This window comes from Nonomuraea sp. NPDC050153 (genome assembly GCF_044460125.1).
In the GTDB taxonomy this organism is placed as follows: Bacteria; Actinomycetota; Actinomycetes; order Streptosporangiales; family Streptosporangiaceae; genus Nonomuraea.
This window is the reverse complement of sequence record NZ_JBITJQ010000014.1, coordinates 1-13,003: the sequence shown is the minus strand read 5'-3', so window position 1 is coordinate 13,003 and position 13,003 is coordinate 1. Positions and strand designations below refer to the sequence as shown.

Below are 13,003 nucleotides of genomic sequence, written 5' to 3'. Positions count from 1 at the left end.
CTGGGTCATGCGGCTCCGTAACCGCTACCTCCTGCTCTCCCGCATCGCCACGGGCGGTATGGGTGAGGTCTGGCGTGCCCGTGACGAGCTGCTCGGGCGCGAGGTGGCGGTGAAGATCCTGCGTAGTCACATCTACGCCGATCCCACCTTCCGCGAGCGGTTCAGGAACGAGGCGCGCATCACGGCGGCCCTGGCCGACCCGGGAGTGGCGCAGATCTTCGACTACGGCGAGCAGAGCGATCTCGCCTATCTCGTGATGGAGCTGGTGCACGGCGAGCCGCTGTCGGCCATCCTGGCGCGCAACGGCGCCATCGGGCCCGAGGTGACGCTCGACGTGGTCAACCAGACGGCCAAGGCGCTGCACGCGGCGCACACCTCCGGGATCATCCACCGCGACATCAAGCCGGGAAACCTGCTGGTCACCCCCGAGGGGACCATCAAGGTCACGGACTTCGGCATCGCGCGGGCCCTGGAGGCGGCTCCGGTCACGCAGACGGGCACCGTGCTGGGCACCGCCCAGTACGTCAGCCCCGAGCAGGCCCAGGGGTTCCCGCTCACTCCCGCGACCGACCTCTACTCGCTGGGCGTGGTGGCCTACGAGTGCCTGGCCGGGCGCACGCCGTTCCGCGGCGACAGCCAGGTGGCGATCGCGCTGCAGCACCTCAACGAGCACCCGCCGCCCCTCGGGGTGGACGTGCCCACGCCGGTGCGCGAGCTGGTCATGTCGCTTCTGTCCAAGGACCCCACGCGGCGCCCGGCCACGGCGCTGGAGGTCGCCGACCGGGCCTACATGCTGCGCGAGTCGCTGGCCAGCGCCCATCAGGGCGCCGACCTCAGCATGCTCACCGACCCCGGCGGCTTCCGGGTACGCGAGCCGGCCCCGGAGGACGAGCAGGAGACGGACCACCTCCACTCGGCCACCACGCCGCAGGCACCGGCCGGGGGAAAGCGCCACAGGAGGACGCTCGCCCTGGTCGCCACCGCGGGCTGCGCGGCCGCGGTGGGGCTCAGCGCCATCGCGTTCGCCGGCCGGGAGCCCTCGCAGCCCACGCCTGAGGTGGCCGAGCCGACCAAGTCGGCGGCGACGACGCCGGACCGGATGACACCCACACCCACGAAGAGGCGCACCAAGCGGCCTGCCGTGGTTCCGGTGAAGTCACCGAGGCCGATACCCTCGCGGTCAGCTACGGTAAGCAAGTCGGCTACTCCCACCAAGAAGCCGACACCGAAACCGACCCCGACCACCCGTACCCCTACACCCACACCGACCCCAACGCCCACCACTACACCCAAAACTCCGACACCTACCGCCTCGCCGGACCCGGGTGATACAAACCCGCCCAAGGAGGAGACGTGATGCGCTATGGGGTCGATGATGGACACCGGCGGCCCCCCGAGCAGGCCGGTACCCAAGATGAACGGTAAGGGACAGTGCAGGAAATGACTCAGCCTCGGCTACTCGGAGGTCGCTACGAGCTCGACGGTGTCGTCGGGCGCGGCGGCATGGCCGAGGTGTATCGTGCCCGAGACATCCGGCTGGACCGCATAGTCGCGATCAAAACCCTCCGGTCCGACCTGGCGCGCGATCACACCTTCCAGGCCCGATTCCGTCGCGAGGCACAATCCGCGGCCTCTCTGAACCACCCGGCCGTCGTCGCGGTCTACGACACCGGCGAAGACGGTACCGAAGGCACGCCCGTGCCGTACATCGTGATGGAGTACGTCGACGGCCGGACGCTGCGCGACCTGCTGCGCCAGGACCGGCGGCTGCTGCCGGAGCGCGCGGTCGAGCTCGTCGACGGCATCCTGCGGGCGCTCGACTACAGCCACCGCGGCGGCATCGTACACCGTGACATCAAGCCGGCCAACGTGATGATCACGCGCGCCGGCGACGTCAAGGTGATGGACTTCGGCATCGCACGTGCGATGGCCGACTCCGCGGCCACGATGACGCAGACGGCGCAGGTGATCGGCACCGCCCAATACCTGTCTCCCGAGCAGGCGCGGGGCGAGCGGGTCGACGCGCGCAGCGACATCTACTCCACCGGTTGCCTGCTCTACGAGCTGCTGACCGGGCAACCGCCGTTCACCGGCGACTCTCCCGTCGCGATCGCCTACCAGCACGTGCGCGAGGAGCCGATCCCGCCGTCGCAGATCGACCGCGACATCCCCCCGTGGGCCGACGCGATCGTGCTCAAGGCCATGGCCAAGGACCCGGCCCACCGCTACCAGAGCGCGGGCGAGATGCGGGCCGACATCCAGCGGGCGATGTCCGGGATGCCGACCGACGCCCAGACGATGGCCATGAACGGCAACTTCAACCAGGGCACGCGGATGATGACCGCGACCCAGGCGGGGCAGGGCCCGGCCACGCAGCGCACCACCGCTGTCCCCCCGTACGAGTACGACGACGGTGGCGGCGGCGGGCGGGGCGGGCGGCGCAGGGCGAGCGGCGGCGGGAACAACGGCGTCAAGACCGCGCTGTGGATCATCGTTCCGCTGCTGATCATCGGCGCGTTCGTCGGGGTCGGCTACTCGGTGTTCGGGTCGAAGAACACGCCGACCGACACGCAGATCGCGATCCCGTCGCTGGCCAGCCAGGAGCGCGCGTTCGCGGAAGAGCAGCTGAAGAGCCTCGGGCTCACCGTCCAGGTGGTGCAGGAGCCCAGCGACGACGTCGACAAGGGCAGCGTCATCAGGACGGACCCCGCCGAGAACACCAAGGTCGACAAGGGCTCCACGGTCAAGCTGGTCGTGTCGAAGGGCCCGGAGAAGGTCAAGGTGCCCGACGGCCTCGTCGGCCAGTCGCAGGCCGACGCCATGAAGGCGCTGGAGGACGCGGGCCTGCGCGGCACGGTCAAGACCAAGGTCTCCAGCAGGAAACAGGGCACGGTCATCGACACCAGCCCCAAGGCCGGCGAGGAGATCGAGAAGGGCGGCACGGTCACCCTCTACGTGCCCAAGGAGCTCGGCGAGGTGCCCAGCCTGATCGGGCTCACCAAGGAGGACGCCTCGGCTCAGATCAAGGCCGCCGGCTTCAAGGTCAGGGTCGACGAGCAGCCGAACGAGCAGGCCGAGGGCACGGTCATCCAGCAGAACCCGGGTGAGGGCACCAAGCTGCCGCCCGGCACGACGATCACGATCGTGGTGTCCACGGGTCCCGGCCTGGACACCAGCAACCCGCAGCCCACCGCGGAAGTTCCGTCGGACACGCCGACGGACGACCAGACGGACTTCCCGTCCGACGACGAGCCGCCGACCGACGACCCGATCGGCGACGACGGTCTCGGAGGCACCGGCAACTGAGACATGAAGAAGGGCCGCCCGTTCGCGGGCGGCCCTTCTTCATGTCGTCGCTGACATTTCGTGCCGTCGCTGACACGAGAACGCCCCCGCCGCTCGGGGGCAACGGCGGGGACGTTCACTTGGTAGTCGCTCGCCGGGGGACATTTGTTACAAGATTCCTCGCAGCCAATTCTGGAGCAGCCGATGGCCGTGCTCGGACAGCACGGACTCGGGGTGGAACTGGATGCCCTCGATGGGCGCCTCGCGGTGGCGCAGGCCCATGATGACGCCGTCGCCGGTGCGGGCGGTCACGTCGAGCACCTCGGGGACGGTCTCGGGCAACACGGCGAGCGAGTGGTAGCGGGTCATCCGCACGGGCGAGGGCAGCGCCTCGAACACGCCCTTGCCGTCGTGGGTGACGGGGCTGGTCATGCCGTGGACGAGCTCGGGCGCGCGGGACACGGTGGCGCCGTACGCGACGGCGATGGCCTGGTGGCCGAGGCAGACGCCGAGCAGCGGCCGGCGACTCCGGGCCGCGTGGCGGACCAGGGGCACGCTCACCCCGGCCGCCTCGGGGGTGCCGGGGCCCGGGCTGATCAGGACGCCGTCGAAGCCGTCGGCGTCGCTCACGCGTACGCCGTCGCGCGGCCGTACGGCGCAGTCGGCGCCCAGCTCGCGCAGGTACTGGACGATGGTGTGGACGAAGCTGTCGTGGTTGTCCACGACCAGCACGCGGCTCATTTCCTCACGCTCACCTCGTCGAGCGTCACCATGGGCTCGAGTAGCGGAAATACGACATACCAGAGTACGGCCACCGCGGCAGCGGCCAGCACGGCGGCCGTCAGGGCCTTGGTCCGCGCGGTGCCGGGCAGCTTGCGCCAGAGCCAGGCGTACATGTCACTCCCTATCCTCGGGCCCGTCCTTGAGCACGCCGTAGACGATCAGGCGCTCGGCGGCCGAGTATTCGGGGTGGCAGGTGGACAACGTGATGAAAGCCCGGAGAGGGCGGATGTCGGGCTTGCCGGGCACGGGGGCGAACACGTCCACCTCGTCGGGCTTCACGACGTCCTGAGAGGTCACCCGGTACGCGTACCGGGCGCCGCCGGCCTCCACGACGATCTCGTCGTCACGTTCGAGCTCGTCGATCCGGTTGAACGGGGCCGCGTACGTGGTGCGGTGCCCCGACACCACGAAGTTGCCGACCTGGCCCGGCATGGCGCTGTCCGGGTAGTGCCCCGGGCCCTTCTTCAGGTGCTCGGCGTCCACGCCCTCGACCACCGCGTACTCGTAGTCGGAGCCCAGCTTGGGGATCTGCAGCAGGGCCATGGGCTTGCCCGGCTCGGGTCTGGCCGTTTTGCGCACCGCCAGCTCGCGCTGGAGCAGGCGCTGCTGGCTCTGGGTGTACGCGCCGGTGCCCCAGAGCAGGTACGCGCAGAAAAGCATCATGATCAGGCCCGCGGTGATGCTCGTCTCTCCCACGGCCCGCAGCGTGGCCCGCATGCGATCAGCGTATTCGGGTCAGATGCGACAACCAGGGATCGCCATGTCCCGCGCGTGGCGGCTATCCTTGGCCACACTTCAACTAGGCTTAACGAAGAGCCTGTGGACGATCCGGATGCCCAGGCCCTCAGCAGGAGTTACCAGTGCCCAAGTCCAATGCTCGCAAGAAGGCGGTCTACACCCCGCCGCAGAGATCGCAGCAGGTCAAGGTCAGCCCGCGCTGGTTGGCGCCCACGATGGTCACGGCGTGGATCATCGGCATCCTGTGGATCTCGGTCTACTACGTCGCACCACGGGCGCCCTTCTTCAGCGACCTCCAGAACTGGAACCTGCTGATCGGGTTTGTTTTCATCATCTTCGGGGTGGTTCTTTCCACCCGCTGGCGTTAGTTCTTTCCACAGCCTTTTCCACAGCCTGGGGAAGTCAGCCCGTGCTCATGATGGCCGACACCTTGACCATCACGAGCACGGCGAGCACAGCCAACGCTCCCGCGATCGCCAGCACCTGCCACAGGGTCCTGTTGCTCTTGGGGGCGTAGGCCAGCGCTCCCGCCAGCGCCGACCCCGTGATCAGGCCGCCGATGTGACCCGTCCAACTGATGCCGGGCACGATGAAGGTGATCGCGAGGTTGATCGCGATGAGCGCGGCGATGCCGCGTACGTCCAGGTTGAGCTTGCGCCCGACCACGAACACGGCGCCGAACAGGCCGAAGATGGCCCCTGACGCGCCGACCGTGGTCTGGTTGAGCGAGTCGACCCACATGCTCAGCGCCGAGCCGCCGAGCGCGCTGACAAGGTAGATCGCGATATAGCGGACGTGGCCGAAGGCGCGCTCGAGGTAGGGGCCGACGACGTAGAGCGCCCAGCAGTTGAACAGGATGTGGAAAAGGCCGCCGTGGACGAACGCTGCGGTGATCAGCCGGTAGTACTCGTCGAACACGGCCACCCGCCCCGGCCACATCGCCAGCTCGGCGGTGACGCGCTCGCCGGTGAGGTATTGGGCGGCGAAGACCAGGACGTTGATGACCAGGATGGTGTAGGTCACGATCGGCGTGCGTACGACGCTCCCGCCGAACGTGGACCTGGCCTGGCGCAGGCCCTTGTTGCCGTCGGCCACGCACTCGGGGCACTGGAAGCCCACGGCGGCGTCGCGCATGCAGTCCGGGCAGATGGGGCGCTCGCACCGCTGACAGCGGACCCAGGTCTCCTTGTCGGGGTGCCGGTAGCACGTGGGCACCGCCTCCGCAGGCTGCTCGGGGTGCGGGGGCGGGCTGGGCGGCTGGCTGGTCATGACCGAAAGCCTATGGCTTACGCGCCGTACCCGCGTGTCCCCACCCGTCGCCCCCGGCCCGCTGTGGACCTGCGGCGGCACGCAGGAGACGTGACACGCCTTGCGGTGGACGTGATGCGCTCTGCGGCGGACGTGATGCCGCCCCCGTGGCGGACGTGACACGCCCCGCCGCACCGGCGCAGGCAGAAGCCCGAGGCCCGTGCCGCGCTGGTGGAGGCACGGGAGTGAGGGCCGCCCCAGGGCCCGTGGTGGGGATGGGGCGGGGGTGGTCAGGCGGGAACGCGGTCGAAGGTGACCGACTGCAGGACGACATCGTCCGCCGGGCGGTCCCGGCGGTCGGTGCGGGTCTTGGCGATGGCGTCCACGACGTCCTGGCCCTCGATCACCTCACCGAAGATCGTGTGCTTGCCGTTCAGGTGCGGCGTCGGCACGACCGTGATGAAGAACTGCGACCCGTTGGTCCCCTTGCCGAAGCGGATGCCCGCGTTGGCCATGGCCAGCAGGTACGGGCGGTTGAAGTACAGCTCCGGGTGGATCTCGTCGTCGAACTCGTAGCCCGGGCCACCGATGCCCTGGCCGAGCGGGTCACCGCCCTGGATCATGAATCCGGAGATCACCCGGTGGAAGATCGTCCCGTCGTAGTAGCGTTCGGTGCTCTTCTCACCCGTGCCCGGGTGCGTCCACTCGCGCGAGCCTTCTGCCAGCTCGACGAAGTTACGCACCGTTTTCGGGGCTCTGTTGGGGAAGAGCTCCACCTTGATATTTCCATGGTTGGTCTTCAGGTTTGCGATCAGCTTCTCAGCCACGAGACAGCCGCCCCCCTCTATGCGCAGGGTTGGTTCTGTGATGTTTTGAGGATTATGGCCGGTAGGCCTCCACAGGCCATCCTCCCACGACCCGCCATGATTGAGCTGCCTTGTCCAGGGAAGGTCAGGCTCGGGGCCCCAAGGACAGGGGAGGTTGTCGTGTCCCTGACAATGAGAAGACGCCGCGTGGTCATAGAGGTACCCACCACGTGGACGGGCCGAATGAAGGCCCAGGCCGTACGAACCGGCCACCGGATGGCGCCCATGGCGGACCAGGCCAAGATGGTCGCCGCCCAGCGCTTCGAGGACGCCCGCTACTGGGCGGCGCCACGGCTGCACTCAGCGGCGCACGGGTTCGAGGATCAGGTCGCTCCCAGGGTCAGCTCGATGCTGACCTCGGCGGCCAGGAGGATCGACCCCACGCCCACGCGGTCTCGGCGATGGCCGACGCTCGTTCTGCTGACCGGCCTCGCGGTGGGGGCGATCGGCTACATGTTCTATCGCCGCAACGCGCAGCAGTGGACCGAGCACATGAAGGACTCCGCCTCAGATGCGTCACGCTGGGTCACCGAGAAGGCCGACAGGACCGCCGAACCGGTGGACCGGATGGCGGGACGGATGTCCGACAAGGCAGATGAGGCATCTCGCAAGATGTCCTGATCAGGTACTGCCGGAAGGGAAGCGCGTCCTCGGGTGAGCCCGAGGGCGCGCTTCTCGTTCACGAGGCCGGGGCAGCCCGTTGACGAGACACCAAGCGCTTGCTACAAACCCGGACATGGCGCTGTCTCCTTTAGACGACTACCCCGTCCACCAGGCCGCCCAGGTCATGCGGCACGTCGCCACCTCCGACCGCAACTTCTACGACCGCTACTACTTCAACTGCCACCCCGGCACCGACGAGCTCATGCTGATCGTCGGCCTCGGCCAGTACCCCAACCTGGGCGTCACCGACGCCTTCGCCTGCGTACGCCACGCGGACCTGCACCGCGTCGTACGGGCCTCCCGCGAGCTGGGCACCGATCGGATGAACACCGAGATCGGCCCGTTCCGGGTCGAGGTGCTCGAAGGGCTCAAGCGCCTCCGGGTGGTCCTGGAGCCGAACGAGCACGGCCTGTCCTTCGACCTCCTCTGGGAGGGCACGATCCCGGCGACGCTGGAGCCGCGGCACTTCCTGCGGTGGCAGGAGCGGGTCATGTTCGACTCGGTACGCCTGGCGCAGACCGGGCGCTGGTCCGGAAACATCAGGATCGGCGAGGAGGACATACCTGTCACGCCCGACCGCTGGCAGGGCACCAGAGACCGATCCTGGGGCATCAGGCCGGTCGGCGAGCCCGAACCGCCCGGCATCCAGACCAAGAACCCGGGCACGTTCTACTGGCTCTACACGCCCATGCAGTTCGACGACCACGCCATCCTCTGCATCGTCCAGGAGGACGAGCGCGGCCGCCGGATGCTGGAGGAGGCCGTACGCGTCTGGTCCGACGGCCGCGAGGAGGAATACCTCGGCAGACCGGAATACCGCCCGGTCTACGCCCCCGGCACCCGCGACGTCGTCGAGGCCACGATCACCTTCTCGCCTCCCGGCGGCAAGCCGTTCGACGTGCGCTGCACCCCGATCCTGCCGGTGCACCTCATGGTCGGCACCGGCTATGGCCTGGAGCCGGACTGGAAGCACGGGATGTACCAGGGCGAGGGGCCGGTCGTGCAGGGCGTGACGTACCGGCTGCCCGACGACGCCGCCAGGATGTGGGGCATGGTGGACGCCGTCGGGCGCTTCGAGTACGACGGGCTCGTCGGCCACGGCCTGTACGAGTACTGGGCGCTCGGACCACACCCGTCCTTCCCACAGTGACCGAAGTGACCGAAGTGACCGAAGTGGCCCGGGGTGACCAGGGGTGACGTGGAGAAGTCTTAGTCGGCCTTCTCGCAGACGATCTTCACTGTCTTGGTGATGGCGAGCGGCTCACCCGTCGGCGCCTCCCCGGGCTTCGCCGGCTGGGCGGGGGCGGCCTGCCCGCCCTCAGGAAGCTCCCCGTCCGGGATGGGCGTGGCCGTCAGCACCAGGGCCTCGCCGTCCTCCGGGATGCGCACGGTCGTCACCGGGTCCTCGCCGTCCTGCGGGGCTGGCAGCGCCTTCGCCAGGTCCAGCGGCGGGGCCTCCCCGTCGGGAAGGGCGTCGACCTTCAGCTTGCCGTCGGGCTCGGTCACCCGCACCTTGCCGCCGCGCGTGGCGATCTTGCCGGGAATCCCCGGCACGGCCTCGGCGATCTGGACGGCCACGCCGTCGGCCGTCTTGCAGGTCACCTTGGCGCCGGCGGTGGGCGGGGCCTCGTCGGCCAGGGCGGAGCCGGTCAGGCCGGTGACGGCGAGAACGGCGACCGCGCCGAGCAGCGCGAGACGTCGCTTGAACATGGGTTCTCCTCACTGGGATCGGTCGAACGCCTCCGAGACTGGACCGGCGCACCTGAAGTGATCCTGAAGAGGCCCTAAATGATCTTCAGGTTGGCTTTAGGTGACCTGAGGCACCCTGGTCGGTGTGCGAGTGCTACTGGTGGAGGACGAGGAGCGGCTGGCCGATCTGGTGAAAGGCGGGCTGGCGGGCGAGGGCTTCGCCGTGGACGTGGCCCACGACGGGCGTGACGGCCTGTGGATGGCCACCGAGAACGCGTACGACGTGATCGTCCTGGACGTGATGCTGCCCAGGATGAACGGCTACGCGGTCTGCGCCAAGCTGCGCGAGGCGGGCGACTGGACGCCGATTATGATGCTCACGGCCAAGGACGGCATCTACGACGAGGCCGAGGCGCTCGACAACGGGGCCGACGACTACCTGGCCAAGCCGTTCTCGTACGTGGTGCTGCTGGCCAGGTTACGGGCGCTGGTGCGGCGGGGCGGGCGGGAGCGGCCCGTGTCGATCACCGTGGGCGACCTGGTGGTCGACCCGGCGGCGCTGAAGTGCCGCAGGGGCGAGGTGGAGATCGGGTTGACGCCCAAGGAGTTCGCGGTGCTGCACGCGCTGGCCCGCCGGGCCGGCGAGGTGGTCTCCAAGAGCGAACTGCTGGCCCAGGCCTGGGACTTCTCCTACGACGGCGACCCGAACATCGTCGAGGTCTACATCAGCGCCCTGCGCCGCAAGATCGACGTGCCCTTCGGAAAAACGACGCTCATGACGGTCCGCGGCGCCGGCTACCGGTTGGAGGCGGCATGAGCCCACTGCGGATCCCCCACGGCCTGCGGCCCGCTCTCGTACAGCTGTCATCCGTGCGGCTGCGTGCGACCGCCGCCGCGACCCTGGTGGTGGCGCTCGCCCTGGGCCTGGCGGCGCTGGCGCTGGTGGCGGTGCTGCGCGGCACGCTGCAGAGCAACGCCGACGCCGAGGCCACCAGGAAGGCCGTGGCCGCGGCCCCGTACGCGGAGACTGTGAACCTCGCACGCGCCGCCCCGCTCTCGCCAGAGCTGGAGGCGACCACGAAGGTGCCCGCCGAGACCTTGGACACCGGGAAGCAGCGCCAGGAGCCCACCGAGACCTCAGGCACCACGAAGCAGGGCCAGGAGCTCGCCGAGACCTCGGGCACCGCGGGGCCGGTCGCGATCGTCGGGAGGAGCGGCACCGTCCACCTGCGCGACGGCGCGACGGCCGCCGTCGCCGACCCCGACGTCCTGCTCACCGACGACAAGGCCGCCACCTCGGCCACCGAGTGGGCGGCGCCGCAGAAGTACGCCATCGCCGGCGTCAGGGTGGCCACCGTGGGCGGCCCCGCCATGGTCTGGTCGCGGGTCCCCCTGGAGGGCACCGAGAAGGCGCTGCAGACGCTCTACGGCGCGCTGCTGCCCGGCGTGCCCGCCGTGCTGCTCGTGGTGGCCGGGATGACGTGGATCTCGGTGGGCCGCGCGCTGGCCCCCGTGGCCGCCATCCGGGCCAAGGTCGCCGACATCACGGCCCGCGACCTGCACCAGCGCGTGCCCGTACCCGGCTCGAAAGACGAGATCGCCGCGCTGGCCTCCACCGTGAACGGCACCCTCGACCGCCTGGAGACGGCCGTGGGCACGCACAAGCGGTTCGTCGCGGACGCGGCGCACGAGCTGCGCAGCCCCATCGCCACCCTGCGCGCCCGCCTGGAGCTGGCCGAGCCCAGCGAGCTGACCAGGGAGGCCCTGGCCGACGTCGAACGCCTGCAGTCCCTGGCCGCCGACCTGCTCATCCTGGCCAAGCTGGACGCGGGCGAGCCGCTGCGCGCGGCCGAGCTGGACCTGGGCCAGGTGGCCGCCGAGGAGTCGGTACGCGCCAGGCGGCGGCCCGAGGTGCGGCTGGAGCTGGACATCGAGCCGGACGTGGTGATGAAGGGCTCCCGCGCCCACCTCGACCGCCTGGTGACGAACCTGGCCGACAACGCCGTACGGCACGCCGCCTCCACCGTGCGGGTACTCGTACGGGCCGAGAAGGGCCAGGCCGTGCTGGAGGTGCAGGACGACGGGCCCGGGATCCCGCCGGAGCAGCGGGAGGCGGTGTTCGCCCGGTTCACCAGGCTGGACGAGGCGCGGGCCAGGGACGCGGGCGGCGCCGGGCTGGGGCTGCCGATCGCGCGGGACATCGCGCTCCGGCATGGCGGCACGCTCGTGTACGAAGATTCCGGATTTATCGCCAAATTTCCTCTGAACCGCTGATGATCTGCAAACGTGTGGGTGGTTGAAGGAGGCAACAATGCTCACACGCCGCGCATTGATCACCAGAAGCAGCGCCGTGGGCGCAGGAGTCGTGTTCCTGTGGCCGCGCCCGGCAGAGGCGGAGGCGGAGGCGGCCAAGCCCGTCCTCGCCACGACCAAGAGCATCCCGGTGGGGGGCGGGAAGATCGTCCAGAACAAGTACGTGATCACCCAGCCGAGGAAGGGCGTCTACAAGTGCTTCAGCGCCAAGTGCACCCACCAGGGCTGCACGGTGGCGAGCGTCAGCCGGGGCACGATCAACTGCCCGTGCCACGGCAGCAGGTTCAGCGCCTCGACGGGCAAGGTGGTGAACGGCCCCGCCAAGAAGCCGCTCGCCAGCAAGAAGATCAAGGTGTCGAAGGGGAAGATCAGGCTGGCTTGATCGGCAAGGCGTAGGTGGTGGTGCGCCTGGTGATCTCGAACCCGGCGCGGCTGTAAACGCTCACGGCCCCCGTGGGGTTGTGGGCGTCCACCCCGAGCCCGGCACTGTCGTATCCCTGACGTCCGAACGCGGCAAGGGCGTGCCCGATCAGCGTGCTCGCCACGCCCTTGCCGCGCCACTCGCGCAGCGTGCCGATGATCTGGATCCACGCCTGACGCTCGCCGCGCCGGGCGGAGGCGGCCTCGAAGAAGTGCGTGATCAGCACGCCGACCGGTCGGCCGCCCGCCAGGGCCACGAACGACGACTCAGGGCGGAAGTTCCTGGAGCCGCTGATGAGGGCGCGCCAGCTCTCGGGCGTGTGCCGCACGCTGCCCCAATGGTCGCGGAACGACTCGTTGCGCACGTGGCGGGCGCCTTCGTCCAGCTCGGGCAGCCAGGCGGCGATGGAGAGGCCGTCCGGCGGCCGGACCGCGGGCAGGTCGCCCGACAGGCTCCGCTCCATGCGGGCGAACGAGCGTACGGCGGTGAACCCGGCCCCCTCCACCAGCGCGGCGACGTCGGGCCGGCCGTCGTGGACGTCGATGTGGACCTCCAGAGGGACGCCGGGGAAAGCCTGCTCGCTCAGCCCCGGCGCCGCCTGGACGCTCCAGTCGACGATGCGCCTGCCGAGCCCCCGCCTGCGGTAGGCGGGGTGCACGCCGCCCGACAGGCGCATCATGTGCAGGTCGTCGGCGGTCTGCCGGACGGGGAGGTAGCCGAAGGCCACGATCCGGTCGCCGTCCCTGGCCGCGAGCGTGCCCTGGTCCAGGTCGACGAGGTGGCTGGAGATGTGCTCCGCCACGTCGTCGACGCTGTAGACCTCGCCCGTCCGATCCTCGGCCTCGATGGCGGCCCAGAGCTCGGCCAGGGCCTCGGCGTCCTTGCCGGTCAGCGGTCCCCACTCCATTGGTAGTCAGGGGCGCGGTGCCGTGAAGGCCCGGTTCCCCATCCCCCTTTCAATTCCGTACGTGCGGTTTTCCCGCATACGGCTTACCGA

The 13,003-nt window shown here is 69.7% G+C and carries 15 protein-coding genes; 8 read left to right on the top strand and 7 right to left on the bottom strand.

Annotation, left to right across the window (positions count from 1 at the left end; genetic code table 11):
• Nucleotides 1-7 precede the first annotated feature (7 nt).
• Both ACIBQ1_RS30565 and pknB read left to right on the top strand, forming a co-directional pair.
• The gene (locus ACIBQ1_RS30565) at nucleotides 8-1,357 is read left to right on the top strand and encodes a serine/threonine-protein kinase (protein WP_397282755.1); all 1,350 of its coding nucleotides are present in this window, start codon (nucleotides 8-10) and stop codon (nucleotides 1,355-1,357) included.
• Nucleotides 1,358-1,440: 83 nt separating this feature from the next.
• Nucleotides 1,441-3,306 (top strand): Stk1 family PASTA domain-containing Ser/Thr kinase, encoded by a 1,866-nt coding sequence (gene pknB / locus ACIBQ1_RS30560; protein ID WP_397282754.1) that lies wholly within the window; start codon nucleotides 1,441-1,443, stop codon nucleotides 3,304-3,306.
• 147 nt (nucleotides 3,307-3,453) lie between these two features.
• Here pknB and ACIBQ1_RS30555 read toward each other — a convergent pair whose 3' ends face one another.
• From ACIBQ1_RS30555 to ACIBQ1_RS30545, 3 genes are read right to left on the bottom strand one after another with little or no spacing between them, the layout of a single operon-like run.
• Complete coding sequence (locus tag ACIBQ1_RS30555) at nucleotides 3,454-4,026, bottom strand: anthranilate synthase component II (RefSeq protein WP_397282753.1); 573 nt, start codon at nucleotides 4,024-4,026, stop codon at nucleotides 3,454-3,456.
• Nucleotides 4,023-4,181, bottom strand: a complete 159-nt coding sequence (locus ACIBQ1_RS30550) for a hypothetical protein (RefSeq protein ID WP_397282752.1) — start codon at nucleotides 4,179-4,181, stop codon at nucleotides 4,023-4,025. Before ACIBQ1_RS30550 ends, ACIBQ1_RS30555 begins: the two co-directional genes overlap by 4 nt.
• 1 nt (nucleotide 4,182) lies before the next feature.
• The gene (locus ACIBQ1_RS30545) at nucleotides 4,183-4,785 is read right to left on the bottom strand and encodes a class E sortase (protein ID WP_397282751.1); all 603 of its coding nucleotides are present in this window, start codon (nucleotides 4,783-4,785) and stop codon (nucleotides 4,183-4,185) included.
• Nucleotides 4,786-4,928: 143 nt separating this feature from the next.
• Here ACIBQ1_RS30545 and ACIBQ1_RS30540 point away from each other — a divergent pair, with 143 nt between their 5' ends.
• Complete coding sequence (locus ACIBQ1_RS30540) at nucleotides 4,929-5,174, top strand: cell division protein CrgA (RefSeq protein WP_397282750.1); 246 nt, start codon at nucleotides 4,929-4,931, stop codon at nucleotides 5,172-5,174.
• 34 nt (nucleotides 5,175-5,208) lie between these two features.
• Here ACIBQ1_RS30540 and ACIBQ1_RS30535 read toward each other — a convergent pair whose 3' ends face one another.
• Together ACIBQ1_RS30535 and ACIBQ1_RS30530 are read right to left on the bottom strand one after the other, a co-directional pair.
• Nucleotides 5,209-6,075 carry a rhomboid family intramembrane serine protease gene (locus ACIBQ1_RS30535; RefSeq protein ID WP_397282749.1) on the bottom strand — a complete coding sequence of 289 codons (867 nt, stop codon included), beginning with the start codon at nucleotides 6,073-6,075 and terminating at the stop codon, nucleotides 5,209-5,211.
• Between the two features lie 269 nt (nucleotides 6,076-6,344).
• Entirely contained in the window at nucleotides 6,345-6,881 is a 537-nt protein-coding gene (locus ACIBQ1_RS30530) for a peptidylprolyl isomerase (RefSeq protein ID WP_397282748.1), read from the bottom strand.
• A 186-nt stretch (nucleotides 6,882-7,067) separates the two neighbouring features.
• Here ACIBQ1_RS30530 and ACIBQ1_RS30525 point away from each other — a divergent pair, with 186 nt between their 5' ends.
• Nucleotides 7,068-7,541: a YtxH domain-containing protein gene (locus ACIBQ1_RS30525; RefSeq protein WP_397282747.1), complete on the top strand. Its 474-nt coding sequence runs from the start codon at nucleotides 7,068-7,070 to the stop codon at nucleotides 7,539-7,541.
• A 115-nt stretch (nucleotides 7,542-7,656) separates the two neighbouring features.
• Complete coding sequence (locus ACIBQ1_RS30520; RefSeq protein WP_397282746.1) at nucleotides 7,657-8,733, top strand: hypothetical protein; 1,077 nt, start codon at nucleotides 7,657-7,659, stop codon at nucleotides 8,731-8,733.
• A 59-nt stretch (nucleotides 8,734-8,792) separates the two neighbouring features.
• Here ACIBQ1_RS30520 and ACIBQ1_RS30515 read toward each other — a convergent pair whose 3' ends face one another.
• Nucleotides 8,793-9,293, bottom strand: coding sequence for a hypothetical protein (locus ACIBQ1_RS30515; RefSeq protein WP_397282745.1), 501 nt, complete (start codon nucleotides 9,291-9,293; stop codon nucleotides 8,793-8,795).
• A gap of 124 nt (nucleotides 9,294-9,417) precedes the next feature.
• Here ACIBQ1_RS30515 and ACIBQ1_RS30510 point away from each other — a divergent pair, with 124 nt between their 5' ends.
• Genes ACIBQ1_RS30510 through ACIBQ1_RS30500 form a run of 3 tightly spaced genes read left to right on the top strand, consistent with a single transcriptional unit; the run spans nucleotide 9,418 to nucleotide 11,967 of the window.
• The gene (locus tag ACIBQ1_RS30510) at nucleotides 9,418-10,089 is read left to right on the top strand and encodes a response regulator transcription factor (RefSeq protein WP_397282744.1); all 672 of its coding nucleotides are present in this window, start codon (nucleotides 9,418-9,420) and stop codon (nucleotides 10,087-10,089) included.
• Nucleotides 10,086-11,546, top strand: a complete 1,461-nt coding sequence (locus ACIBQ1_RS30505; RefSeq protein WP_397282743.1) for a sensor histidine kinase — start codon at nucleotides 10,086-10,088, stop codon at nucleotides 11,544-11,546. Before ACIBQ1_RS30510 ends, ACIBQ1_RS30505 begins: the two co-directional genes overlap by 4 nt.
• 37 nt (nucleotides 11,547-11,583) lie before the next feature.
• Nucleotides 11,584-11,967, top strand: coding sequence for a Rieske (2Fe-2S) protein (locus ACIBQ1_RS30500; protein WP_397282742.1), 384 nt, complete (start codon nucleotides 11,584-11,586; stop codon nucleotides 11,965-11,967).
• Here ACIBQ1_RS30500 and ACIBQ1_RS30495 read toward each other — a convergent pair.
• Nucleotides 11,954-12,913 (bottom strand): GNAT family N-acetyltransferase, encoded by a 960-nt coding sequence (locus ACIBQ1_RS30495; protein WP_397282741.1) that lies wholly within the window; start codon nucleotides 12,911-12,913, stop codon nucleotides 11,954-11,956. The genes ACIBQ1_RS30500 and ACIBQ1_RS30495 overlap by 14 nt on opposite strands.
• Between the last annotated feature and the right edge of the window lie 90 nt (nucleotides 12,914-13,003).